Consider the following 22,109-nt stretch of genomic DNA (forward strand, 5'->3'; position numbering starts at 1 on the left):
AGGGAATTGGTCGTCGGATGGCAGGGCGCCTAAACTGGTGGAGCTCAAAGTCAAAAACGAATACCAACGGTAGCGGTAGCCGGGATGAACAAGCATCAGTGGTTAGCGTCGGGTATCGGCCGAACGGCACCCACCTACTGAAATTTAGAAACGTGGTGGGTGTGGTTCGCCTGGGCGACCTACAGCTCCAGGTTGTGCCGAAGATTCCGCTGAGCCACTTCTGCCACCTCATGGGGAGGTCTGAGGTGGCGCCGAGAGTGGATGATTCCCCAACTCGCGTTGGCAGCTCGCGAGATTTGCGTGAGCTGGTCTGTGGATGGCTGCTGGCGGAAGCTGAGCGAGTGGTGCGGCTTGGGCTGCATAGGGACTACAGCGAGTACGAGGAGGAGCTATCTGAGGTGAGAGGCTCCGTACAGCCAGTCCCCACGGTTCTAGCGAACCTCTCTGGTCGAGTCGCGGTTCATTGCAGCTATTCAGAGCTGGACGAAGATGCGGCGATCAATCGGCTAATGAAGGCGAGCTGTACTGCGCTTGCTTCGGACTCGACTATCGACGCGAACCAGAGGCGGCGCGCACGCCGTCTCGTTTTGGCGATGGGACCTGTGGGTGTACTGCGTGAATCCGATTGGCGATTCCAAGCCACACGTCTACATGCGCGCTATTCAAGGGTACTGCCGCTTGCCAAGCTGGTTCTGGCGTCGCGAGGAGCCTCCATGGAAGCGGGCAATGTCGTGGGAACCTGCTTTCTGGTCCCGACGCCAGGCATAGTGGAGAGCGCTTTACGCAATATCCTCGCAAATGCGCTTTCGCCGATTGACGTGAGGAAGCGTGGGCTCCGCCTAACGGAGGGTGGAATCACGCTCAATCCCGACCTCGTCGTGGATGGAGGTCGCATCGTGGGAGACGTCAAGTACAAATACTTCGGGGATGACTGGGACCGTGCAAGCTTCAATCAGATCGTGGCATTCGCATCTGGCTTTGAAGCAGAGAGAGGATTCATCGTGGGCTTCAGGCACAGGGAGGATGGCTTGGTACCCTTGCCGGCTGCAATCGGAAAAATTCGGGTCAGGAAGTTTGCGTGGGTGGCGTCACCTGGGATAGATCCTTTGCTGAGCGAAAGCGCGATCGCTGAAGAGATCCGAACTTGGATCGGCATGTAAGCCTATGAGTTGAACCGCGCCAAGTTTTTATGTCTGGCGCCACAGGGACCGGAATGGGGCCATCCGATTCAAGTCGTAGTCCTAATCAGAAACCAGGACCAGACCTAATTGGTTGATTCCGGCCGAAGTAGCGGTTGACGCTGCGCCGGGCAGCACTTTCTTCCGCTTGCACCGACGCACTGGTCTGGCACGAGGCGGCCGCTCCAGCGGAGGAGAAGGGTCTGAGCGCAAAGTGTCTCGTGGGCCCGACTTCTGAGGCCAATAATGAGCAACTGCGACGAGGAGTTATCCACCAATAGAGTGGGCTCCCTACGACAGTTGAGCTCGAAGTAGCTGTTCCCAGAAAGTCCCACATCCAACTCCGCACTTCCTGCGGCTAGACGCAAAACGTCCTCGCGCATCACTGCGAACTCAGTGGCAGAGACCTTGGGGTAGGTCCTCAGCTCCAGCTCGCCTTTGGGCAGATAGCGGTGGGTCAGCGCAGTACCCAAAAGCACTGCCACGTAGACAACGGCGTACGTCAGAGACTTCATCGGAAGTCCTGCAGATCGAAGGCGAACAGAGAATGGGCCGCGACGGCAGCCCGCGGACTAGTACATGGGGCTCAAGCCCTCGGCTCTACTCCCGAACCTGCAACCGCTCAATAGCCTGCGCAGTCAACGCCACACACGCCATCTTCAACCCTTCCATAACTCGATCCCCGAGGTATTCCTCGGGCGCACCGTTCTGCCGAGTCCGCTCCGCAGCCAGCATCAGCTCCGCCACCACGCGCAGTCCGGCCAGCGCGCAATCCGCATCCGCCAACTGAAGGCACCGCCCAGCTAGTTGATGCCGCTCCGGCCAGGGTTGGCCATCCGCAGCCGCACCGGTTCCGATGCGGTGCAGCGTGGCGACGAAGGCGTTGGGATCGACGGACGGTTCGCGCTCGGGTTCGGCGTTGTCCGGATCGTACTGCGCGTGCAGGGAACGGAAGTCCGATGTGTTCATGGCAATGCTCCGTACAGGACAGATAGCAGCGCCACCGATAAAGGTGGCGGACGGTGCGGGCTCGAAAACCGGTGTGTACCAGACCGGCGGATCCGAAGATCCCCACGCACCGCCCGCCATGGAAACGCGAACGGATTGCCAGCCGGCGCCACACAAACGGTGGCGCCGGCTGGCACGCGCATACATCTGGTACATAGACGGGTTTTCGAGTCCCGCGCCACCCTTTTCCGGTGGCATGCCAAGGTGTACTCGCATGGTTACGAGATGCCAAGAAACCGTAGGCCGCAGAGGCCGCAAATGCTGACGCTTACGGCATTGTTGCATGGAGCACGCGTGGCAGGACCCTTGCGGTGCAGTGGTTTCGGCCGGTGTTAAGTTACCGCCCGAATGCGCATTGAAAAGCACGGTTTGCAGCTGTTCGTGATCCCAAAAGCGACACGTAGCTCACCGGGCCTATTCGCGCGGCGTGCCAATTGCGACACAGCTTAACTTTGCAGCGCCATGCCGGGCCGCGGCCACAGCGCATCGTCGCGCTCCAGGTCGTAGTCGCTGCCGAAGGCGAGCGCCGCCTCGCGCGGCGTGAGGTCTGTGTAGCAGCCCAGCAGGTGCTCATCCATGCCGGCGTCGCTATGGTCGATGGCGAACAGGTGGAGGAGCTCCTTGTCGAAGGCTTTCAGCCATACGGGGTCGAGCGTGGTCATGGTCATCCTCCCGAGTGCAGGAATAGTGCCTGCACCATCGCATGCCTGCTAACTCCAGAACTGGCCCGTGCAATGTTCATCGGCGGGAATCCCCGTCCCACCCCAAGGTTATGTGAAGCCAGTTCAGGTCCTGCCGGCCTGTGCGGTGTATAAACTGCCGACAAGTGAGTGCTCGAATGTGAGGAACGGATGCGACACCTACTGAGGCCATGGATGGTACTGCTGCCCCTGCTTATGGGCGGCTGTGGTACGCAGGCACCCCAGATGTATGGCGATGGTTTCCCCGTCGCCAAGCCGATGGACCTGGTCCATGCGGGTGCGACGGTAGAGGCGCGTTTTGAATTGCCGCCGCCTTGGGAGAAAGATCCCAAACCTCGCACGTTCCTGATCGGATTCCGTACCGGTGGGCCTGCCAAGCGCCCGGACATGAAACCGGGCGATGTCGACTTCCTTGAAGACGCCCGGATTCCCCTGAAGGTGCAGCTGTGGAAGCTGGAGGGCGATACCGACACGCCCATAGCGCTACAGGTATTGAATCGCGATCTGCCTAGTGTCTGGCAGGGCAGCCGATATCAACCGGCCAAGGGCGACGTGTATGAGTACAGGAGCGCCGTCGGCGCGGATTCGAACAGTCTGGTCAATGCAGGAAAGTACGACATGTCCCTGGCCTACAGGGAGTACGAGGTGGCCCGTGCTGATTCCGGGGATCTGACGGCCGGGAATTACCGGCTAAAGGTGACCAACCTTCAGGGCAATCCGGACGTTGCACATCTCAACATCGAGCTTCTCGTCGCCAACTACAACGTGAAATAGGACTATGGACAGTCAACAGCCTCAACGATTGGCCGTTCCATAGGCTGCGCTAGGACAAGCCCGCATTGGGTCGTCAATGCTCCCTGCTCTGCAGCCCCCGGGCGACTGATCAGCAGCTGTCCCATTCGCTGTGGGCCCAGTTCTCTCGTTCTGTGGCGGCAGCCGTCATAGATTGCTTCCAGGCCTGCGTGTATAAGAAGGTCCGGCGAGAAAACACCTATCAATCAAAGCTGAAGCGAGGACGGACGATGCGGCGACTGGGACGACGGATACTGGGAGCAGGCGCATGCTTGGCTTTAATTCTGCTGAGCGCTTGCCAGGCACAGACCGCTCCGCCGCGTCCTGAGCCTTCTTCCAGTGCTGCGCAGAACAACGTGCCGCTTGTCAGGCCGCTTACGTTGGCGTCAATGGCCGAGCCCATGGTAGTAGAGTTCGATCTTGAGCCGCCCGGTAGAAGCGCCACGCCAACACTCCTGGTTGCCGTTCGCGTAAGTGGGGGGGATGGCGCAGCAGCGCTCGAGCGGGCCTTGACGATTCAACGCGCTGGTCTGCCTGCACGCGTGCTCCTCACTCGGCTCGGGGAAATGGGTGAGGCAAATGCTCCACTCGTGCGTGTTGAGCAGCAGCCAGGAACGACCGCGACTCTTGTGCCAATCAACACTGATGGGCACGTTTCAACAGTGTGGCTTGATGACGTGGACGACACTTCACTTGAGGCAGCGGGGCTGTCCAGTCCGCAAGGGCACTACAAGCAGTTGGCAATGGCATGGGGCCAGAACCTCTCTCCAGGTCGATATCGCCTGAGTGTGGAGTTACTTGACCCCTCGGTGCGCCTTGCGCCAATCCCGGCAGAATTGCTGGTCGCCTACAAGCATAGATCAAAATAGGAGCACTTCATGGACGAGCGATATCGCGTGACAGTCTACGTTGCGGCACCAGGAACCCCACTATTGGAGGGTGGAACATCTGCTGCGGGTCACGTCTACTACACGGTGGACGATGGCCGTGAGAGCATCAGCTATGGCTTTGCGCCGAAGGAGCATGGGGCAACGACCGGTCCCGGCAAGGTTTATGACTCTGACGCGCGGGAGTACCAGAACCCCTTCTATCAGCGGACGCTCGAAATCTCGAAAGATCAGTACGAAAAGCTCAAGGCATTTGGTGCTGCGCCGGATAAGCACGGGTTCAATACGGAGTATCACGGGCTCAACAACAGTTGCATTGATTTCACTTGGGGCGCCCTGAATCACGCGGGGCTTCATCGCACCAATGCGCTGTTCATGCAAGACAAGAGTTTCGAAGGTGGACTGAAGCCACTAAGCAATGTGGAACACATCCGCAGCATTCGCGCGCCCTTTCCAGATAGCGCGTTGAATACCGAGCACTACAACAAAATGCCGGAGAGAACGCTGTTCCAGCGAATCATCAGCGATGAGCAACTGCCGCGGGACGATCGGGATATGCTCGATTCCATCCGCAAGGGAGTTGCGGGCATCGATGAGGCGCACGGCCGTTCCTATGACGGGACCAGCGAGCGGATTTCCTTGGGGTTGTTGGCCACTGCCAAGGAGAACGGGCTGGAGCATGTCGATCATGTGGTGTTGGGTAACGCTCCAAGCAATGGTTCGGCGCAGCGACTGTTCGTGGTGCAGGGGGAGCTCAACGATCCTGCCCATGTGCGGGCGTCGATGACGGCGGAGGAGGCTGCGCGAACACCGGTGGAGCAGTCATTCGCCAAGGTCGAGCAGATTTCGCAGGCCCAGCAGGAGCGCGCCTCCTTGGCGCCGCAGGAGCCAGCCCTGGAGCAATCCCGGGCGCCGCTGCAGATGGGCTGACTTCCAGCGACTGCACGGAAGATCACAGTTTCGAGCGCCTCGGCCTCGAAACTGCTTCCATCTCCACCTGCCCCCCATCCCACCTATGCCATCATCCGCCCAGGACCGCAGCACCCATCAAGGCTGAACAGGCATGGAGCAGGCAACACGCTACACCTTAACCCTTTATCTGGCCGCCCCTGGCACCCCGCTGAAAAGTGGAGGCGTCTCGCCGCGCGGCCACATGTACCTGCATGTCGCTGCGGGCGACGAGGTCCACAGCTACGGCTTCGCGCCACCGCGCCACGCGCCGGGCGAAACCCGTACCGGCGTGCAGTACGCGCAGGTGCGCCACGACGATGCCGACGAGCATCTGGACCCGTACTACAGCCGCACCCTGGAAATCACCGAAGAGCACTACGGCTGCCTGCGTGATTTCGCCGAGGAACCGGCCGAGTTCGAATTCGATGTGGATCGCCCGGCCACCGTCAACCGTTGCAGCGATTTCGTCTGGGCGGCGCTGCACTATGCCGGCCTGCATCCGCTGCCGGCGCCGCTGGACGGCGGCAGCAACCTGGGCGAGTTCGCGGTGCTGTTCAACCTGCCGGAGATCCAGTGCATCGCCGCGCCGTTCCCGGGCAGCGATCTGAATGCCGAGACCCATCATGCGATGCCCGAGCGTGAGGCCGAGCATCATCGCCAGGGCGACCGCGCCAGCAATGAGCCGCCGCCGACGCCGATTGAAGTGGCCGGCACGCTGCTGGACCCTTCGCACCCAGACCATCGCCTGTTCTCGCAGCTGATCCAGAAGGTAGCGGAGCTGGACGCTGCGCATGGTCGCCCGTTCGATGCCGCCAGCCAGCGCATCAGTGCCAGTCTGCTGGTGCTGGCCAAGCAGAACAATCTCTCGCACGTGGACCACGTGCTGCTGAGCCGGCCGACCCAGAACAGCCATGCCGCCGAGAGCATCTTCATCGTGCAGGGCGACCGCAACGACCCGGGGCATCGCCGCGCCAGCATCGCCACCGAGGTGGCGGCCAAGACCGATGTAGCCGATTCGCTGCGGTTGAAGGAGCAATGACGCGACCACTGCGGCGGGCGCTGGTGGTACTGGCGGTGCTGGGCGCGCTGGCGGCATGCCGTGCGTCACCAGCGCCTGAGGTTGCGCCGCCCCTGCTGACGCGCGCACAGGCCGAGGCCCGCACGGTTGTGCCGTTCACGCGGGCCGTGCAGTTGCAGAAGGCCGGTCGGATTGCCGAGGTCACGTTTGATTTGCCGGCACCCCAGAAGCCGGCCATTCCGATCCTGAACATTGGGTTGCGGCTGCAGGATACCGACGCGCGACGGCTGCTGGATGCTTCGGAGAAGATCACTCTCGGACGTTTGCCAACGCGGCTGCGCCTGGAACGGATTGATGGCAGCGCGCCTCGTCATGTACAGCTCTGGCAGCGTACCCGCGATGGACGCGACTCGCAGAAGATCGGGGATGATGGCGTGGTCACAGACCTGACGACGGCGAGCGTGGACATCAACAGCTTGGCCGAGGCCGGGTTGTACTCTGAAGACCTGCTCTATCGCACGCTGCAGCTGGCGCAGGTCGGAGGCGTTGCACCCGGGCGCTACGTTCTGCGGGTCGACCTTGTGGAGGATCGACCCCAGCTGGATGGCCTGAACGCAGAACTGATCGTTGGCTACCAATCACTAGGAAAGTAGACATGCACAAGGACGATGCCGAGCGCTACAGCGTGACCATCCATCTGGCGGCCCCCGGCACGCCGCGCTACGGCCGTGATGCCGAGGGAAACAGGTTTCTGCTGGAGCCTTCGTTCGCGGGGCACATGTTCCTGTCGCTGCGCCGTTCGGGTGAACCCTTGCCGGAGAGCATTGGTTTCACCCACGCAGGCACCAAGGACGAGCCGAACAGGGGCAAAGTCGATGACATGGATGTGTCGGTCTACGACAAACCCCGCTTCGAGCGCACGATCGAGATCAGCAAGGAGCAGTACGACCGCATCCTCGAGTTCTCCGCAGACCCGAAGAAGCACGGCTTCGACATGAACTACGACTTCTTCTCCAACGCCTGCACCGATTTTGCATGGGGTGCCCTGAACCACGCAGGCCTGCGCCCGGTTGGGTTGGCCGGGGAGATCAACAACTACGAGGGCGCCACCAAGGTCCTGGACAACATTCGCGCCGTCAATGCCATTCCGCAGCAGGTGAAGGGCAGCGAGCTGGACAGGGTGCAGTGGAACCCGATGCCGAAGCAGACATTCCGCGAGTGGATGTTCACCGAGAACGGCGAGCAGTGGCGCGGCAACAGCACCCTCGCGGCAAGCGGCACGCCCGCAGACCCGGCGCACGACGATCATGCCCGCCTCAACCAGATCCACCTGCAGGTGGCCGACCTCGGCGCTTTCGGTGCACACAACGGCAATGTCAGTGCCAGCCTGCTCGCGCTGTCGAAGGAGCAGCAGTTCTCGCGTGTGGACGAAGTGGTGCTGGGCGAGCCGCGCGGTGATACCGCGCCGAAGCTGTTCATCGTGCAGGGGGACCGCAGTGACCCGGCACACCAGCGCGCCAGCATGCCGGCGGAGCTGGCAGCGCAGGCACCGGTAGAGGCCTCGTTCGAACGGGTGGCGCAGTTGCCGCAGAACCTGCCGCAGCGCGATGTGCAGCGCCTGCAGGAAGAGCAGCAGCTGCAACAGAGCCACGGCCCACGGATGGCATAGCCGGAGGGCAGCGCCAAGGTCGAGCGTGTGCCATGCCTGCACCGGCGCACGCCACGCCCCCCACCTGCTACCATTCCCCGGCAACCCCAGCCAGCCCACCCGCGCAGACAGATGCAGGTCGGGCCGTCGCAGTACGGCCCAGCGAGCCAGGACACCTTCCCGTGCCCATTCAAGGACGCTCGCATGTTCCGTACTCCTCTCTTCCGTTCGGCCGCCCTGGCCCTTGCTGTATCGCTCAGCCTCGGCACGCCTTCTGCATTCGCCGACAACGCACCCGCCGCCAGCGCCACCGCGGCCGTGCAGCGCCAGGGCGTGGCCAAGGGCCTGTATGAGCTGGCCTACAGCCCGAAACAGAACGCCGTGTTCGTGGCCTCCTCCGGCGGTTTCGGCGATGACGCCGGCCCGGCCCAGGTGCTGCGCCTGAACCCGGCCACGCTGGCCGTGGAAACCCGCATCCCGCTGGAGCGCAAGGCGTTCGGCGTGGTGCTGGATGACGCCCACAACCGCCTGTACGTGGGCAACACCGTGGACCTGTCGGTGACCGTGGTCGACACCGCGCAGAACAAGGCCGTCGGCACCATCCAGCTGATGGAGAAGAAGACCGGCAAGGACGGCAAGGCCGCCTACACCCATGACCTGCGCGAGCTGGTGGTCGACAGCGCGGCCAACCGCCTGTACGTGACCGGCCACAGCAGCCAGCCGGACGTGAGCAGCGTGCTGTTCGTGATCGATACGAACACACTGAAGGTGATCAACACCATCGACGGCCTGGGCAATGCCAAGGCACCGGGCCTGGCGCTGGATGCCGCCAACAAGCGCGTCTACACCAGCAACCTGCTGGCCGAGCTGGTGGTGGTGGGCACCGATTCGAACAAGGTCGTGGCGCAGCACAAGATTGCCGCCGAGCAGCCGATGAACATCGCGCTGGACCCGGCCGGCAAGCGCCTGTTCGTCACCGACCAGGGCTCGGAGATGCTGCGTGGCTACCAGGCCAAGAGCAGTGGCCTGGTCAGCAAGCATCCGGGCCAGCGCGTGCTGGTGCTCGACCGCAGCACCGGCAAGGAACTGGCCAGCATCCCGACCGATGCCGGCCCGCTGGGCATCCTGCTGGATGCACCGCGCAAGCGCCTGTACGTGACCAACCGCGAAGCCGGTACGGTGACGGCGTACAACAGTGACAGCTACCAGAAGGTGGCGACCTACAAGGTGCCGACCCACCCGAACAGCCTGGCACTGGATGCGAAGAACAACGTGCTGTTCGTGAGTATCAAGAACGGCGAGAAGGACGACAAGGGCGCTGATGAGAGCGTAGCGCGCATCCAGCTGTAATGCGCTGACGCAAGGCCCCGCGCCGTCGCGCGTCGCATGAAGAAGGCAGGGCGCAGGCCTTGCCTTTTTCTTTGCTCGGTTGCAGTACCCAGCGCCAACCCGCTAGGGTTGAACCCCATGGCAGGGAGCCAAAGGATCTGAATCATGCTGGGTATCCACCGCTGGCTGCGCGTCGGCCTGTTGATCATGTTGAGCACAGGGCTGGGCGCCTGTTCCGGGCGTGATCCTGTCCCACCCGAGCCGCTGGATCTGGCGCAGCCGATCGCTGTGGATCAGCCGGGCCAAGGGGTGAAGTTCGAGTTCGAGATGAACGCGCGAAATTACATTCCACATCGCACCTACGCCGTGGAGTTGGAGTTACGGCGCCAGGGGACGCGAAGGCCCGATGAGCCAGACGTGGGCGCATTGAGGGTCCCGTTCGAGGTGACCCTGCAGCAACGGGTCGCCGATGCCTGGAAGGATGTTCCCACCTACGACAGCTACCAGGCCGGGGTACTTAATGCAGGTGAGCCGCTTCCAGAATGGCATGCATCCAGCGAATGGCGGTACACGTCACCGCACATGGGCAGTGACGGCCAGTACACGCTGAGCCTGGTTGCTCTGCCAGTGGAGCCTGACACCCGCTATCGCGTTCAGGTTCGCACGGTAAAGGCCACGCCGGAACTGCAGCATTACTCGGCTCAGTTGCGGGTACATGCCGCCCGACTGCCAGGCAAGTAAACGACCTCACCACCGGAAGGAACGAAGGAATTAACTTATGGACAAGCCACGCTATACCGTAGAGATCGTTATCGCTGCTCCTGGCACGCCGCTGATCGACCCCAGGACGCGCAAGCAGGCCGTCGACGCGGAGGGCATTCCGCAGACGTCCGCCCCCGGCCACATGTTCTACGTCCTGCATGCACCCGGCGTGCCTGCGAAGAGCTATGGATTTGCTCCCAAGGAGCACGGAAGCGTGAATGGTCCTGGCACCATCATGGAGGACGACGCAACGGTCTATAAGGACCCGCGCTATACCCGCACGCTCGAGATCAGCGAAGACCAGTACAGGAAGCTCCAGCAGTTCGGATCGGACCCGGAGAAGTTCGGCTTCAGCAAGCACTATCAGGACGTGCGCAACAACTGCGTGGACTTCACCTGGGAAGCCTTGAACCACGCAGGCATCGAGCGGAAAAGAAGTATCGACGTGAACGCGCTGGGAGGTCCTGCTGGGCAGCTTCTTCCGGATGTCCGCATTCCCCTGGACATCAAGGGGGCAGGCAAGGATGGATTCCGACCGCTGCGCAACATCCATGGCGTGGACAGCATTGATCCGCCGTTTCCGGACAGCGAGCTCAATCAGAGGAAAACCAATCCCATGCCGGAGCGTAGTTTCAAGCAACACATGCTGAGTGACGCTGAGGGCATGGGCGAACGAAGCGGTGATCGTCTGGCCCGGCACGGTAACGATCCGCTGCTCTCGCAGATCCACCGGGGCGTGGCGCTGCTGGATGCAGAGCGGGGCCGCGACTTCGACGCCACCAGCGAGAACATCAGCGCCAGCCTGTACGTCCTTGCCAAGGCGAACGGCCTGACCCAGGTCGACCATGTGTTGCTGAGCGATCGCACCGCGCAGGCCGACGCTGCGCAGAACATCTTCATCGTGCAGGGCGAGCGCAACGATCCGGCACAGCTGCGCGCCAGCATGCCAGCAGCGGCGGCTGCGCAGACACCGGCAGAAACTTCGTTCGAGCGTGCCGAGCAGCTGTCGCAGTCTGCACAGGTGCGCACGCAGGATGAGCTGCAGCAGCGCCAAGTGCAGGAGCAGTCCGGTCCGCGCATGGCCTAGCGCAGCAAGCGCCACGGCGAGCCGCCGTACTCGCGCTGGGCCGCCAGTAACACTGCAGGCGGATCAGCCCAGACGGTGTACCGGGTTCTGCTGCTGCTCCTGTTCCTGCTCACGGGCCTGCTGTTCGGGCACTAACCCCACGGCCGGCTGCTGCGGGGCCAACCCCAATTTCTGCATCGACTGCTCCACCGGCGTCTGCGCCGCCACGGCCGTCGGCATCATCGCGCGCAGGTGCGCCGGGTTGGCCGGGTCGCCCTGCACCACGAAGATGTTGTGCCCGGCCGGGTGCTGGGCCGTGGCGTTGCTGACCAGCACGTGGTCGACCTGCTGCAGGCCCTGCTCGCGGGCGAGTACGGTCAGGCTGGCGGTCAGGCGCTCACTGGTCTGGTCGAACGCACGGCCATGCTGGGCATCCAGAGCGGACACGCCCTGGCGGACCTGCTGATGGAGGCCATAGTCGGGGTGGTTGGGGGTGAGTTCTGCCATGGCGATCGAACGGTAGCGGTGGGTCGGGGTGAACCCCGCCAGTATAGATCCGGCCGGTGAAGGGCGCCGGAAAGGTCAGTCCGCCGGCCGGTGGTCATAGCTGATCACCCGTTCGGCCAGCCAGTGCCCATCCACGCGGCGCCAGACCTGGATGAAACGGGCCTGGCCGACCCAGCGTTCCACCCCGTCCTTGCCGCGCTCGTAAAAGCGGTGGTCGCCGATTTCCAGGGCTCGCTCATCATGCAGCGGGAACACCTGCAGCGAGGGCTCGACCCGCTCGCGGCGAAGGCGCCAGCCGCCCTTGCGCGTGCTGTCACACAGGCTGGCCACGCTGCGGCGGAAGTCCTCGCGGTTGCTGGCCGATTTGCCATCCTTGTCATGGAAGAACTCCATGTCTTCGGTGGTCATCGCGGCGGCCTTGTCGGCGTCGCAGGCCTCGAAGGCCATGGCGAATAGTTGGGTATCGGCCTGGCGGATCTGCTCGCCCAGGTCATCGGGCGGCGCGGGCGCGGCAACCAGGCCGGCGGCCAGCAGGGGCAGGGTGAGCAGCAGCATGGCGAAACTCCAGGGGACGGTGCGCGAAGGCTGACATGCCGGTGACCGCGGCGGTACGGCCCTGCGACGAAACCGCCTGGGCGCGGTGCGAAGGCCGGCCAGGCCGGTGCGGCTTCGCGTGGCGGCATGTGCAGGCGATGTCATGAGGGGGCGTGATTCCCTCACGGCTGCCACAGGGCGCGGCCGCTAGCCTGCAATCCTCCCCTTCCACAGGAGCGCCCATGCCTGCTTCCCGCATCCGCCTGCATGTTGAAGATACCGGTGGCGACGGCCGCCCGGTGATCCTGATCCACGGCTGGCCGCTGTCCGCCGATGCCTGGAAGACTCAGGTGGCGATCCTGCGCGATGCACAGCACCGCGTGATCAGCTACGACCGGCGCGGCTTTGGCCGCTCTGACAAGCCGGCCGACGGCTATGACTACGACACCCTGGCGGCAGACCTGGCGGGGTTGATCGAGGAACGTGACCTGCGCGATGCCACCTTGGTCGGATTCTCGATGGGCGGTGGCGAGGTGGCGCGCTACGTGGCCAACCACGGCCAGGGTCGCCTGCACAGTGTGGTGTTCGCTGCGGCGGTGCCGCCGTTCCTGCTGCGTAGTGACGACAATGCGGAAGGTCCGCTGACCCAGGACAAGGCTGATGAAATGCGCAACGGATTGGAGAAGGACCGCGAGGCGTTCTTCGACGGCTTCACCCGCGACTTCTTCAGCGCCAATGGCCAGCTGATGGTGACCGAAGAGACGCGCCAGGCGGCGATCGCGCTGTGCCATCAATCCGACCAGACGGCGGCGCTGGGCTGCATGCACGCGTTTGCCACCACTGATTTCCGGGATGACCTGAGGCAGATCACGGTGCCGACCCTGATCCTGCACGGTGACAGCGATGCCATCGTGCCGTTCGAGGGCTCCGGCCAGCGTACCCACAAGGCCATCAAAGGCAGCGAAGTGGTGATCCTGGAAGGCGCGCCGCATGGCTGCAACACCAGCCACGCCGACCGCTTCAATCTGGCCCTGCTGAACTTCCTGAAGCGCTAAGCTGCGGCCATGCGCCAGACCAGAACCCCCCCGTGGAAGAAGCCCAACCCCAAGGGCCAGACGTCGCAACCGCTGTCGGATGCGCAGAAGGCGGCGGCACGGCAACGTGCCGAGGAGAACGGGCGACGCTATCCCAACCTAGTCGACAACATGTGGGCGGCGAAGCTGCCGCGTGGGTCGTGATTCATAGGCTGGGTGTGGCCCTGGTGTAGGGCCGGGCCGATGCTCGGCTGGGGCGCGAAGCGCGTGCCTACCGGGATGGGGCAAAGGCCGCCGAGCATGGGCTCGGCGCTACGGGCCGGGCAGCGGCTGCCAGCCCGACTCCCTCCAAGGCGCAACGTCGCGTTGCTGCACGTTGATCGCCTCGATCGGCAAACCGGCCAGCCGTGCCAGTTCCGCACGCAGCATTTCGGTGTCCACCGGCAGGGCGATGGCCACCTGCAGCCGGTCGGGCTGCTGGCGGACCTGCACGGGCACGACCGCATGGGCTTCATGCTCGCCACCGGTGCGGGCGATCGGGTAGCGCATCACTGTGGGCCGCCCCAGCTGGGCGAGTGCGGGCCGCCACGCCTGCAGCACCACCGGCTGTGCGGCCACGGGAGCCCGCACCTCGATGAGGGCACTCGGATAGCCGATCAGGTTCCCCATCATCACCTGGAAGCGCGCGCCGTCGGGGATGGCCAGCACGGTGGCGATCAGCACCAGCAGCGAGAGGATGGCCGCAGCGACGTGCCAGCTGCGGGGTGCGGTGGCGGCGCGGGTAGCCGTACGCAGGCCCGGCCTGCGCCGCAGCGTGCGCGCGTAGATGCGCCGATCCTTCCTGCGCGGGCTGCTGCTGTGCGCCGGCAGATTCAACGGGACACGTGGCAGCCGGGCGGCGCGCGCATTGATCAGGCGTGCCAGCCACCACCACGCGAGCACGAACGCCAGCAGTGGCAGCAGCGTTCGTACGACCAGGTACAGCATCACCATCGGGAACACCTTGGGACTTGCGGACTCGGACAGCCCCGCCATCGTAGCGGTGCCATGCGCCGCATGTCGCATCCGCCAGCCGACACGTGCGAAGCGCTTGGTTAGGATGGTTGTTTGCTGTCATGGATGAACCGATGAGCCCTGCCACGTCCCGAATCCGCCGCATCTGTGGGCAGGGGCCGATCCTGCTGATGCTGCAGCTGGTCGCACTGTTGTCCATGGCACTGGCGTCCGGGTTCTTCCATTGTCGCGTCGATCTGCTGCTGGAACCGATCACCGAGGCCTGTGGTGGCCCGGATGCGCACGCGCGGCTGCAGATGGCCGAACAGGTGATGGCACGCGCCGGTGCGTTGGACGACTGGCAGCCGCTGAGCTGGATCCCGGTCGCGGGCATTGCATTGGCGCTGCTGGGTGCGATGGCAGTGTGTGCCAGCCGCGCGCTGTGGCTGCGCGATCGGCTCCGCACGGCGAACGTGGCGCTGATGGTGCTGCATGGCGCAGCGCTGGGCCTGGCCGGATGGACGCTGTACCTGTACGAGACTGCATGGAACAGCGTGGCACGGCTGTCACCCACGGCGTGCCTGATGGACCTGGTGGCGGAGGGCGATACCCCGTTGGCGCAGGCGCAACACGTGGTGTTCCATATCCTGGCGCGCGAGAACGCGACGTTGATGCGCAATCCGGATGACCTGGCGCTGGTGCTGGCGATGTTGCTGCTGGCGACGATGATGGGGGGCATCGGCCTGTGGCGGGCGATCGCGCGGGCCCGGGCGGGCTGATCCGAGCGCACGCTCGGCGGCGCACGCCAATCGCGCTACAGTCGACGCCTCGCCACTCCAGGGAAGACCCGATGCGCTTGTTGCTGCGTGCGTTGCCGTTGTTGCTGCTGTCGCTGGCGGTGCACGCCGCCGAGGTGGACCGCCGCATCGCGGTGACCATCGATGATCTGCCATGGGCACGGTTGGACCAGATCGTGCCGCCGGACCTGCAGGCGCGGCATGAGGCGTTGATGGCCCAGCTGCGTCAGGCAGGCGTGCCGGTGGTCGGCTTCGTCAACGAGAACAAGCTTGAGGTGGATGGACAGGTGCAGCCGGCGCGGGTGCAGATGCTGCGCGACTGGCGCGATGCCGGCTATGTGCTGGGCAATCACACCTATTCGCACATGGATCTGAATGCGAAGGGCGTGGCGGCGTTCCAGCAGGATTTCCTGCGCGGCGAGACGGTGCTGCGGCCGTTGCTGGCCGAGAAGGGGCAGGCGCCACAGTGGATGCGCCACCCCTACCTGCGCGCTGGCCGTACTGCGGATGAGCGCATGCAGATGGATGGGTTCTTCAAGCAGCATGGCTACCGCGTGGCGCCGGTGACGGTGGACAACGGTGAGTGGGTGTGGGCGTTCGCCTATGCCAACGTGATGAACGAGCAGGCTGACTCGCCCGCGCGCGCAGCGACGCTGGCGCAGCTGCGCAAGGGCTACGTGCCGTACATGCTGAACAAGCTGGACTATTACGAGAAACAGTCGCAGGCGCTGCTGGGGTACGCGCTGCCGCAGGTGTGGCTGATGCACGCCAATGAGCTCAACGCGGCGACGTTTGCCGAACTGGTGGCGGCCACGAAGCGCCGCGGCTATCGCTTCATTTCACTGGACGAGGCGATGCGTGACCCGGCCTACGCGCGGGGTGCCGAGGGCTACAACGGCCGCTATGGCCCGAGCTGGCTGCACCGCTGGGCGATGGCGGAGAACAAGCCCAAGGACTTCTACGCCGGCGAACTCGAGGTGCCGGCGTGGGTGATGAAGCTGGCCAAGGTCGATTCGGAGTGACGCTCAGCGCTTGACGGCCAGCACGCCGTCCAGCGCCAGTTCGGCCTTGAAACCCGCCTTTTCCAGGCGCTTGGCCACTTCACGCGGCACGTCGCGGCCGCTGGTCAGCTTGTTCGGCGCGCCGGTGTAATGGAACAGGCGGCCGCCCTTGCGGATGACGCGGGCGAGGTGGTCGTAGAATACCTGTGAGTACAGCTCGCCGGCGATGCCGAAGCGCGGTGGGTCGTGCAGGATCGCGTCGACACTGTTGCTGGCCACCTGTTCGATCTGCTGCGAGACGTCACCGTGGCTGAACTGCAGGCGGCCACCGGCGGCAGCCGAGTCCGGATCCGGCGACCACGGGTTGAGCGTGCGCAGCCACATCACATCGGCGTTCTTCTCGAACGAGCGGATCTGGCCGACACCGGCTTCCAGCGCACAGGCGGCGAAGTAGCCGAGACCACCGCAGGTATCGAGGATGACCTTGCCGGCCGGGGCGACCAGCTCCACCTTGCGGCGCGCATCCTCGAATGGCGACAGCTTCGAGGTCGGCAGCATCTTGATGCCGTCGATCTCGAAGGTCGGTGCGCCCCATTCGGTCGGCACCAGCTTGATCAGCGAGCCGCTGTAGCGCGAGATCGGCGCGAATTCCTCGCCATCCCAGTAGTACAGCGTGCGGTCCTTCAGCTTGCCCGGCCAGGGGTAAGGCTGGCCCCGGAAGTGGAAGCCATCCGCGTCCAGCGCCACGCTGTCCTGGCTGCGGCCGAGATCGAGCGAGCCCTGCCAGTCGGCGGCGCCCCTGTCACGGGCACGGCGCAGGGTGTCGGCGCTGTCGCGGGTCAGCAGGGGGCCGGTGTAATGGGGCACGGCGGGTACCGGGGCGGTTCGGGGGAGGGCATGGTACCGCAGCCCCCATGATGTGTTGAAAGAGTGGTTTCTGACCATGGTCGTTGAGAACAACGGTCTGTGAGGCGTGTGCAATCAATCAGTATGACGGGATGCCGCGGCACGGCCTTCAGTGAAAGGCTGAAGGCCGCCTAAGATCAGTTGCCTACTGGGCGAACTGAGTTCCGCGATTGGATGCGCATTGCTTTGGTATGCACACGTCCAGGGAGGTGCTCACGAATCGTGACTCCATTACGGTGCAGACGACGCCAATTCCCTCGCTGAGATAGAAGGGGGATGAGTAATGACGTGTATCGCTAAGGTAGCATCTGCCGTTGTCAACACCAATCTTGGCTGTTCGGGCTCCGGCGACGGAGCTCTCTGCGTTCATCTGGCCTGTTGAGTAATAGGAAACACCCACAGGCACACGTCCATTCGGCGCAGTTGCCGTAACCCAGTCAATACTCTTCGAATTCAATTTTGAGGTTGGATTACCAGGTGTGTTTTCACGAGTGCACACCCAGCCTGCTGCCGGCCCTTCAATCGTCCCTTCGCCTTGAGATGGTTCCATATCCATGGAAGCGCAGAAAGCTTGATGATAGAGCTTGGTCGCCTCCGGCTGGTCGCTGTATCGATAGATCAGGCGTCCAAATCCATCCGGCTTGAGATGCTGATCAACTGGAAGCTGCCCGCCGTCGAAGTCCGGCCAAGTTGTACGGCGAACAATGATGATCTCCCCCTTGGTGCCGAGCTCCGTTCTGTCGATACTCAATGGTGCTTCTGCGAATGCAGGCGAGGCCGTGGCGATTGCCAGACACAGGATCAGCGTGCGATTGCTCATCTGCGAGTCTCCGTTCTACGGTTGCGGAGACATCAGGCTCAAACATATTCATGTTTCAGATTGTGACCTGCGCTGTGCTTGACCACATTTCAAACTTTTCTCACTAGTTTGAATGTTGATCCATTGCCTAATCGCACTTCACCGCATACACCGGCCCGGCCCCGATCAGCATCAGCGCCATGTAGTCGCTGTCGCTGGCTTTTCCTTTCAGCGTCGCGCCCTTATTGAAGTGGAAGATGCCGAAGCCGCCGGACATGCGGATCAGGGCACTGTCGATCTGGTCGGCGTCGTCGCGGAAGTAACGGCTGATCTCGCTGGACGTGGCCTTGTGCAGGGCGTTCGGTTCGCGCTGCCACTGCTCGCCACGGCTGAAGGAAACGAAGTACTGGCCGCCTTCCTTGTCGATGCGGAAGTCGGCGGGCTTGCGCGCGGCGGTGGCGAAGCAGCCCTGCAATGGGTCGGCGGAGAAGGGAAGCCGCGCATCGTCGCCGCAGGCCGTGAGCAGCAGGAGGGCACCGGGCAGCAGCAGGCGGCGCGCGCGCATGGGATGTCCCTACAGGGCAGGTGCGGCTAGTGTAGGCAGCACGCGGGCGTGGCCCGTACAGAAATTCGGCAAGGACACAGGGGTTTTCGGATGGCGCAGGGCAAGGCACCGTGGTGCGGCGTGGCCAGTTGGCTGGGGATTGCTGTGGGCTGGGGCGCGGGCACCGTGGCGGCGCAGGCGGCAGTCGCTGCCGGTGGCAATGGCATGGCCGCTGGGCTGGGGGTGGGCGTGCTGGGCGCGGCCTTGGTGGGCGGCGGCCTGGCAGTGGCCTCGCGCGTGCGTGGCGAGCGCTGGCCATGGATCGGCATCGGCGGTGCGGTGCTGAGTGCGCTGCCGCTGCTGATGTACCTGCTGCGGATGATGCTGAAGCTCTAGCGAGGGTGCCGGCCAGCGGCCGGCACTACCTGGCGGCTCACTCGCTGCGGTGGATCTCCACCGTCACATGCACCAGCTCTTCATGGATCGCCAGCGCGTTGCGCACGGTATCGGCATCCAGCGTGGCGTCACTGGTGACCACGCTGGCGCTGACCGCGTACTTGCCGCGACCGACCTGCCAGACGTGCAGGTCGGCCAGGCGTGCCGGCCACGGGCCCTGTTCGATCACTTCGCGCACTTCGGCCACCACCGGCGCGTCCATCTGCGCGTCGAGCAGGATGCGGCCGCTGTCGCGCAGCAGGCCGACCGCCCACACCGTGACCAGCACGGCGCCGACCAGGCCCATCACCGGGTCCAGCCAGGTCAGGCCGAGCAGCTTGCCGCCGAGCAGGGCGACGATGGCCAGCACCGAGGTGGCGGCGTCGGCCAGCACATGGACGTAGGCCGAGCGCAGATTGAGATCGTGACCGTGCGCATGGCCGTGGTCGTGGTGGTGGTGGCCATGCCCGTGGTCATGGTGATGGGCATGACTGTGGTGATGATGCGCGTGGCCCGGGCTGTCGTGCAGCCACCAGGCGCACAGCAGGTTCACGCCCAGCCCGACGGCCGCAATGGCGATGGCTTCGTTGTAGTGGATCGGCGCCGGTACCCACAGCCGCTCCAGCGATTGCACGGCCATCAGCGCGGCCACGCCGAGCAGGGCGATGGCGCTGGTATAGCCGGCCAGGATCTCGATCTTCCAGGTGCCGAAGGCGAAGCGCGGGTCGTGCGCGTAGCGGCGTGCGCAGCGGTACGCAAACACTGAAAGCCCGAGCGCCAGCGCATGCGAACTCATGTGCCAGCCATCGGCGAGCACGGCCATGGAGTTGAACCACCAGCCGCCGACGATCTCCACGACCATCATGCTGACGGTGAGCCACAGGGCGCGGCGGGTATTGCGTTCGGCCAGCGGATTGCCGTCGTCGAAGCGGTGTTCGTGGCGACGGGCGGCGGCGAGGGCGTCCAGGTGCATGGAGGGTGACCAACGGAGGTGGAGTGGATACCCCCATAGGGTATATGATCCAGCCATGGCCCATGTACACAGGAATCGAAAGCAGCTGCTGACCCGGGTGCGCCGCATCGCCGGCCAGGTCGCGGCACTGGAGCAGGCACTGGACACGCCCGAGGGCGAGGCCGGCGACTGTGCGGACGTGCTGGTGCAGGTTGCCGCCGTGCGCGGCGCCGCCCACAGCCTGCTGATGGAGCTGCTGCACGAGCACCTGCAGGAACACGTGGTGGGCGCCGAAGACCCGCAGCAGCGGGCGGCCGAGGCCGAGGTGCTGGTCGAGCTGCTGCGGCGCTACGGCAAATAGGCCGAGGGCGGGTAGAGTCGACTGTTAGTCGACTGCTCTTCGCTCAGGCGTCATGAGATCCCGCGCTTCGCGCGATAGTCGACTAACAGTCGACTCTACCCCCCGTGGCGGTGCCGCGCGTTCCAGATATGCGTGGCGGCCAGCAGCAGGCTGCCGGTGACCGTCATCGGTGTTTCCCAGTCGTGCGAGGGCAGCGCCAGTGCACCGGCCAGCAGCAGGCCGAGCCCGGTGCCGGCCGTGGCCCAGGCCAGCACCGGCAGCGGGTGACGGCGTTCAGCGCGCCACAGCGCGTAGCCGGTCAGCGGCAAGGCGATGGCCACGAACAGCAGGTGGACCCATTCCGCTTCGGCCCAGGTGCCGAACAGGGGCAGCGCGGCGGCAAGCAGGGGCAACGCCAGGCAGTGCAGCAGGCACAGGCTGGACAGGGCGACCGCGCCGGCATCGAGCAGGGCGGCAGACGGTGACTTCATCGGGGGGGCTCCTTGCGCAACAAGTGTTATACAGTAACATTTCCGTTCCGCAGCCAACCCGCTCCGACATGAACACTGCTTCCCGCGCCGACCGTCGCCTTCCGGTCACCGTGCTGTCCGGCTTCCTGGGGGCCGGCAAGACCACCCTGCTCAACCAGATCCTGCGCAACCGTGAGGGCCTGCGCGTGGCGGTCATCGTCAACGACATGAGCGAGGTCAACATCGATGCGCAGCTGCTGCGCGAGGGCGGCGCCGAACTGCGCCGCACCGAAGAGACGCTGGTGGAATTCAGCAATGGCTGCATCTGCTGCACGCTGCGCGACGACCTGCTGCAGGAAGTGCGGCGGCTGGCCGATGCCGGGCGCTATGACTATCTGCTGATCGAGTCGACCGGGATCGGCGAGCCGATGCCGGTGGCGGCCACCTTCGCGGTACGCGACGAGCAGGGCTTCAGCCTGAGTGACATCGCGCGCCTGGACACGATGGTGACGGTGGTGGATGGCAGCGCGTTCCTCGCCGACTTCGGCTCGACGCTGCGCCTGGCCGAGCGTGGCCAGCAGGCCGGACCGGACGATGATCGCGGCGTGGTCGACCTGTTGTGTGAGCAGGTCGAGTTTGCCGACGTGATCGTGGTCAGCAAGGTCGACCAGACCGATGACGAAGTGCTGCAGGACACGCTGGCCGTGCTGCGCGGCCTGAACCGCGACGCCAAGCTGCTGCTGTCCCGCTTCGGTGACGTGCCGCTGGCCGAGCTGCTGGACACCGGTCGCTTCGACTTCGAGCGTGCACAACGTGCGCCGGGCTGGGTGAAGGAACTGCGTGGCGAGCACACGCCGGAAACCGAGGAGTACGGCATCGGCAGTTTCGTCTACCGCTCGCGGCGACCGTTCCATCCCATCCGCTTCGCCCGCGCGCTGCAGTCGGGCATGCCTGGCGTGATCCGCAGCAAGGGCTGGTTCTGGCTGGCCAACCGCATGGACTGGGTGGGTGAGCTGAGCAGCGTCGGCGCCGCGACACGCACGCAGGCCGCAGGGTTCTGGTATGCCGCGCGCGATCGCGTACGCGCAGGGCTGGAGGACACGCCGCCGTTGCTGCCGCCCACGCCGCTGCCGTACAGCGACCTCGGCTGGGCGCGGCAGCAGGCCGATTGCTGGAGCGCACCGTTGCCGGGGCCGGAGCACTTCCCGGATGCGGCCGCGCATCTGGCGATGCAGCGCCTGTGGCACCCGTTGTGGGGGGATCGCCGCCAGGAACTGGTGGTGATCGGCGTGCACATGGATGAGCGTGCGGTCCGTGCGGAACTGGATGCCTGCCTGCTCAACGACCAGGAACTGCGTGCCGGACCGCTGCTGTGGCAGCAGATGCCGCAGGCATTCCCGGTGTGGAAGCGGTGACGGTGCACTGAGGATCGATGGGTTGCCGGCCAGCGGCCGGCA

The 22,109-nt window shown here is 64.5% G+C and carries 26 protein-coding genes; 16 read left to right on the forward strand and 10 right to left on the reverse strand.

Annotation, left to right across the window (positions count from 1 at the left end; translation table 11 throughout):
- Positions 1 to 17 precede the first annotated feature (17 nt).
- Positions 18 to 1,160, forward strand: coding sequence for an McrC family protein (locus tag BLS66_RS06545; protein ID WP_244152970.1), 1,143 nt, complete (start codon positions 18 to 20; stop codon positions 1,158 to 1,160).
- 618 nt (positions 1,161 to 1,778) lie between these two features.
- Here the strand turns inward: BLS66_RS06545 and BLS66_RS06555 are convergent.
- Together BLS66_RS06555 and BLS66_RS06560 are read right to left on the reverse strand one after the other, a co-directional pair.
- Positions 1,779 to 2,147, reverse strand: coding sequence for a hypothetical protein (locus tag BLS66_RS06555; protein WP_074725466.1), 369 nt, complete (start codon positions 2,145 to 2,147; stop codon positions 1,779 to 1,781).
- A 485-nt stretch (positions 2,148 to 2,632) separates the two neighbouring features.
- Positions 2,633 to 2,848 (reverse strand): hypothetical protein, encoded by a 216-nt coding sequence (locus BLS66_RS06560; RefSeq protein ID WP_208596514.1) that lies wholly within the window; start codon positions 2,846 to 2,848, stop codon positions 2,633 to 2,635.
- A 213-nt stretch (positions 2,849 to 3,061) separates the two neighbouring features.
- Here BLS66_RS06560 and BLS66_RS06565 point away from each other — a divergent pair, with 213 nt between their 5' ends.
- The 8 genes from BLS66_RS06565 (at position 3,062) to BLS66_RS06605 (ending at position 11,361) form a co-directional block, all read left to right on the forward strand.
- Entirely contained in the window at positions 3,062 to 3,661 is a 600-nt protein-coding gene (locus BLS66_RS06565) for a hypothetical protein (protein WP_074725468.1), read from the forward strand.
- Positions 3,662 to 4,557: 896 nt separating this feature from the next.
- Positions 4,558 to 5,496 (forward strand): XVIPCD domain-containing protein, encoded by a 939-nt coding sequence (locus BLS66_RS06575; RefSeq protein WP_074725470.1) that lies wholly within the window; start codon positions 4,558 to 4,560, stop codon positions 5,494 to 5,496.
- A 133-nt stretch (positions 5,497 to 5,629) separates the two neighbouring features.
- Positions 5,630 to 6,556 (forward strand): XVIPCD domain-containing protein, encoded by a 927-nt coding sequence (locus BLS66_RS06580; RefSeq protein WP_074725471.1) that lies wholly within the window; start codon positions 5,630 to 5,632, stop codon positions 6,554 to 6,556.
- Positions 6,553 to 7,188: a hypothetical protein gene (locus BLS66_RS06585; protein WP_074725472.1), complete on the forward strand. Its 636-nt coding sequence runs from the start codon at positions 6,553 to 6,555 to the stop codon at positions 7,186 to 7,188. The genes BLS66_RS06580 and BLS66_RS06585 overlap by 4 nt, the downstream gene beginning before the upstream one ends.
- Before the next feature lie 2 nt (positions 7,189 to 7,190).
- Entirely contained in the window at positions 7,191 to 8,204 is a 1,014-nt protein-coding gene (locus BLS66_RS06590; protein ID WP_074725473.1) for an XVIPCD domain-containing protein, read from the forward strand.
- Positions 8,205 to 8,387: 183 nt separating this feature from the next.
- The gene (locus BLS66_RS06595; protein ID WP_074725474.1) at positions 8,388 to 9,533 is read left to right on the forward strand and encodes a YncE family protein; all 1,146 of its coding nucleotides are present in this window, start codon (positions 8,388 to 8,390) and stop codon (positions 9,531 to 9,533) included.
- Positions 9,534 to 9,677: 144 nt separating this feature from the next.
- Complete coding sequence (locus tag BLS66_RS06600) at positions 9,678 to 10,253, forward strand: hypothetical protein (protein ID WP_057494953.1); 576 nt, start codon at positions 9,678 to 9,680, stop codon at positions 10,251 to 10,253.
- A gap of 37 nt (positions 10,254 to 10,290) precedes the next feature.
- Entirely contained in the window at positions 10,291 to 11,361 is a 1,071-nt protein-coding gene (locus BLS66_RS06605) for an XVIPCD domain-containing protein (protein WP_074725475.1), read from the forward strand.
- A 63-nt stretch (positions 11,362 to 11,424) separates the two neighbouring features.
- Here the strand turns inward: BLS66_RS06605 and BLS66_RS06610 are convergent, their stop codons facing one another.
- Positions 11,425 to 11,847 carry an XVIPCD domain-containing protein gene (locus tag BLS66_RS06610; protein WP_074725476.1) on the reverse strand — a complete coding sequence of 141 codons (423 nt, stop codon included), beginning with the start codon at positions 11,845 to 11,847 and terminating at the stop codon, positions 11,425 to 11,427.
- A 75-nt stretch (positions 11,848 to 11,922) separates the two neighbouring features.
- Complete coding sequence (locus BLS66_RS06615; protein ID WP_074725477.1) at positions 11,923 to 12,402, reverse strand: nuclear transport factor 2 family protein; 480 nt, start codon at positions 12,400 to 12,402, stop codon at positions 11,923 to 11,925.
- Between the two features lie 221 nt (positions 12,403 to 12,623).
- Here BLS66_RS06615 and BLS66_RS06620 point away from each other — a divergent pair, with 221 nt between their 5' ends.
- Both BLS66_RS06620 and BLS66_RS20730 read left to right on the forward strand, forming a co-directional pair.
- Complete coding sequence (locus BLS66_RS06620) at positions 12,624 to 13,436, forward strand: alpha/beta fold hydrolase (protein ID WP_074725478.1); 813 nt, start codon at positions 12,624 to 12,626, stop codon at positions 13,434 to 13,436.
- Positions 13,437 to 13,445: 9 nt separating this feature from the next.
- The gene (locus BLS66_RS20730) at positions 13,446 to 13,619 is read left to right on the forward strand and encodes a hypothetical protein (protein ID WP_005415066.1); all 174 of its coding nucleotides are present in this window, start codon (positions 13,446 to 13,448) and stop codon (positions 13,617 to 13,619) included.
- Positions 13,620 to 13,727: 108 nt separating this feature from the next.
- Here BLS66_RS20730 and BLS66_RS06625 read toward each other — a convergent pair whose 3' ends face one another.
- Positions 13,728 to 14,408: a hypothetical protein gene (locus tag BLS66_RS06625; protein ID WP_074725634.1), complete on the reverse strand. Its 681-nt coding sequence runs from the start codon at positions 14,406 to 14,408 to the stop codon at positions 13,728 to 13,730.
- A gap of 134 nt (positions 14,409 to 14,542) precedes the next feature.
- On the opposite strand from BLS66_RS06625, the gene BLS66_RS06630 reads away from it, so the two are divergent.
- Positions 14,543 to 15,187 carry a hypothetical protein gene (locus BLS66_RS06630; RefSeq protein WP_208596515.1) on the forward strand — a complete coding sequence of 215 codons (645 nt, stop codon included), beginning with the start codon at positions 14,543 to 14,545 and terminating at the stop codon, positions 15,185 to 15,187.
- Positions 15,188 to 15,258: 71 nt separating this feature from the next.
- The gene (locus BLS66_RS06635; protein ID WP_074725480.1) at positions 15,259 to 16,227 is read left to right on the forward strand and encodes a polysaccharide deacetylase family protein; all 969 of its coding nucleotides are present in this window, start codon (positions 15,259 to 15,261) and stop codon (positions 16,225 to 16,227) included.
- Between the two features lie 3 nt (positions 16,228 to 16,230).
- Here the strand turns inward: BLS66_RS06635 and BLS66_RS06640 are convergent, their stop codons facing one another.
- From BLS66_RS06640 to BLS66_RS06645, 3 genes are all read right to left on the reverse strand, one after another.
- A complete protein-coding gene (locus tag BLS66_RS06640; protein WP_425513288.1) occupies positions 16,231 to 17,151 on the reverse strand; it encodes a class I SAM-dependent methyltransferase in 921 nt (306 codons plus the stop codon).
- A 106-nt stretch (positions 17,152 to 17,257) separates the two neighbouring features.
- Positions 17,258 to 17,932, reverse strand: coding sequence for a hypothetical protein (locus BLS66_RS20490; protein ID WP_143025133.1), 675 nt, complete (start codon positions 17,930 to 17,932; stop codon positions 17,258 to 17,260).
- A gap of 127 nt (positions 17,933 to 18,059) precedes the next feature.
- Entirely contained in the window at positions 18,060 to 18,476 is a 417-nt protein-coding gene (locus BLS66_RS06645) for a hypothetical protein (RefSeq protein WP_074725482.1), read from the reverse strand.
- A gap of 90 nt (positions 18,477 to 18,566) precedes the next feature.
- Between BLS66_RS06645 and BLS66_RS06650 the strand changes: the two genes are divergently transcribed.
- Positions 18,567 to 18,851: a hypothetical protein gene (locus BLS66_RS06650; RefSeq protein WP_005415073.1), complete on the forward strand. Its 285-nt coding sequence runs from the start codon at positions 18,567 to 18,569 to the stop codon at positions 18,849 to 18,851.
- Positions 18,852 to 18,888: 37 nt separating this feature from the next.
- Here the strand turns inward: BLS66_RS06650 and dmeF are convergent, their stop codons facing one another.
- The gene (gene dmeF, locus BLS66_RS06655) at positions 18,889 to 19,863 is read right to left on the reverse strand and encodes a CDF family Co(II)/Ni(II) efflux transporter DmeF (protein ID WP_074725483.1); all 975 of its coding nucleotides are present in this window, start codon (positions 19,861 to 19,863) and stop codon (positions 18,889 to 18,891) included.
- Between the two features lie 55 nt (positions 19,864 to 19,918).
- Here dmeF and BLS66_RS06660 point away from each other — a divergent pair, with 55 nt between their 5' ends.
- Positions 19,919 to 20,203 carry a metal/formaldehyde-sensitive transcriptional repressor gene (locus BLS66_RS06660; RefSeq protein WP_049466065.1) on the forward strand — a complete coding sequence of 95 codons (285 nt, stop codon included), beginning with the start codon at positions 19,919 to 19,921 and terminating at the stop codon, positions 20,201 to 20,203.
- A gap of 95 nt (positions 20,204 to 20,298) precedes the next feature.
- On the opposite strand, the gene BLS66_RS06665 is transcribed toward BLS66_RS06660, so the two are convergent.
- Positions 20,299 to 20,673, reverse strand: a complete 375-nt coding sequence (locus tag BLS66_RS06665; protein WP_074725484.1) for a MerC domain-containing protein — start codon at positions 20,671 to 20,673, stop codon at positions 20,299 to 20,301.
- 68 nt (positions 20,674 to 20,741) lie between these two features.
- Between BLS66_RS06665 and BLS66_RS06670 the strand changes: the two genes are divergently transcribed.
- Positions 20,742 to 22,067 (forward strand): GTP-binding protein, encoded by a 1,326-nt coding sequence (locus tag BLS66_RS06670; protein WP_074725485.1) that lies wholly within the window; start codon positions 20,742 to 20,744, stop codon positions 22,065 to 22,067.
- Positions 22,068 to 22,109: the final 42 nt, after the last annotated feature.

The sequence above is a fragment of the Stenotrophomonas pavanii genome, assembly GCF_900101175.1.
Lineage (GTDB): Bacteria > Pseudomonadota > Gammaproteobacteria > Xanthomonadales > Xanthomonadaceae > Stenotrophomonas > Stenotrophomonas pavanii.

Excerpts from the sequence above, each read along its gene's own strand:
- BLS66_RS06545 (WP_244152970.1), top strand. The coding sequence starts at position 18 with ATGGCAGGGCGCCTAAACTGGTGGAGCTCAAAGTCAAAAACGAATACC.
- BLS66_RS06555 (WP_074725466.1), bottom strand. The coding sequence starts at position 2,147 with ATGAACACATCGGACTTCCGTTCCCTGCACGCGCAGTACGATCCGGAC.
- BLS66_RS06560 (WP_208596514.1), bottom strand. The coding sequence starts at position 2,848 with ATGACCACGCTCGACCCCGTATGGCTGAAAGCCTTCGACAAGGAGCTC.
- BLS66_RS06565 (WP_074725468.1), top strand. The coding sequence starts at position 3,062 with ATGGTACTGCTGCCCCTGCTTATGGGCGGCTGTGGTACGCAGGCACCC.
- BLS66_RS06575 (WP_074725470.1), top strand. The coding sequence starts at position 4,558 with ATGGACGAGCGATATCGCGTGACAGTCTACGTTGCGGCACCAGGAACC.
- BLS66_RS06580 (WP_074725471.1), top strand. The coding sequence starts at position 5,630 with ATGGAGCAGGCAACACGCTACACCTTAACCCTTTATCTGGCCGCCCCT.
- BLS66_RS06585 (WP_074725472.1), top strand. The coding sequence starts at position 6,553 with ATGACGCGACCACTGCGGCGGGCGCTGGTGGTACTGGCGGTGCTGGGC.
- BLS66_RS06590 (WP_074725473.1), top strand. The coding sequence starts at position 7,191 with ATGCACAAGGACGATGCCGAGCGCTACAGCGTGACCATCCATCTGGCG.
- BLS66_RS06595 (WP_074725474.1), top strand. The coding sequence starts at position 8,388 with ATGTTCCGTACTCCTCTCTTCCGTTCGGCCGCCCTGGCCCTTGCTGTA.
- BLS66_RS06600 (WP_057494953.1), top strand. The coding sequence starts at position 9,678 with ATGCTGGGTATCCACCGCTGGCTGCGCGTCGGCCTGTTGATCATGTTG.
- BLS66_RS06605 (WP_074725475.1), top strand. The coding sequence starts at position 10,291 with ATGGACAAGCCACGCTATACCGTAGAGATCGTTATCGCTGCTCCTGGC.
- BLS66_RS06610 (WP_074725476.1), bottom strand. The coding sequence starts at position 11,847 with ATGGCAGAACTCACCCCCAACCACCCCGACTATGGCCTCCATCAGCAG.
- BLS66_RS06615 (WP_074725477.1), bottom strand. The coding sequence starts at position 12,402 with ATGCTGCTGCTCACCCTGCCCCTGCTGGCCGCCGGCCTGGTTGCCGCG.
- BLS66_RS06620 (WP_074725478.1), top strand. The coding sequence starts at position 12,624 with ATGCCTGCTTCCCGCATCCGCCTGCATGTTGAAGATACCGGTGGCGAC.
- BLS66_RS20730 (WP_005415066.1), top strand. The coding sequence starts at position 13,446 with ATGCGCCAGACCAGAACCCCCCCGTGGAAGAAGCCCAACCCCAAGGGC.
- BLS66_RS06625 (WP_074725634.1), bottom strand. The coding sequence starts at position 14,408 with ATGGTGATGCTGTACCTGGTCGTACGAACGCTGCTGCCACTGCTGGCG.
- BLS66_RS06630 (WP_208596515.1), top strand. The coding sequence starts at position 14,543 with ATGAGCCCTGCCACGTCCCGAATCCGCCGCATCTGTGGGCAGGGGCCG.
- BLS66_RS06635 (WP_074725480.1), top strand. The coding sequence starts at position 15,259 with ATGCGCTTGTTGCTGCGTGCGTTGCCGTTGTTGCTGCTGTCGCTGGCG.
- BLS66_RS06640 (WP_425513288.1), bottom strand. The coding sequence starts at position 17,151 with ATGGTCAGAAACCACTCTTTCAACACATCATGGGGGCTGCGGTACCAT.
- BLS66_RS20490 (WP_143025133.1), bottom strand. The coding sequence starts at position 17,932 with ATGAGCAATCGCACGCTGATCCTGTGTCTGGCAATCGCCACGGCCTCG.
- BLS66_RS06645 (WP_074725482.1), bottom strand. The coding sequence starts at position 18,476 with ATGCGCGCGCGCCGCCTGCTGCTGCCCGGTGCCCTCCTGCTGCTCACG.
- BLS66_RS06650 (WP_005415073.1), top strand. The coding sequence starts at position 18,567 with ATGGCGCAGGGCAAGGCACCGTGGTGCGGCGTGGCCAGTTGGCTGGGG.
- dmeF (WP_074725483.1), bottom strand. The coding sequence starts at position 19,863 with ATGCACCTGGACGCCCTCGCCGCCGCCCGTCGCCACGAACACCGCTTC.
- BLS66_RS06660 (WP_049466065.1), top strand. The coding sequence starts at position 19,919 with ATGGCCCATGTACACAGGAATCGAAAGCAGCTGCTGACCCGGGTGCGC.
- BLS66_RS06665 (WP_074725484.1), bottom strand. The coding sequence starts at position 20,673 with ATGAAGTCACCGTCTGCCGCCCTGCTCGATGCCGGCGCGGTCGCCCTG.
- BLS66_RS06670 (WP_074725485.1), top strand. The coding sequence starts at position 20,742 with ATGAACACTGCTTCCCGCGCCGACCGTCGCCTTCCGGTCACCGTGCTG.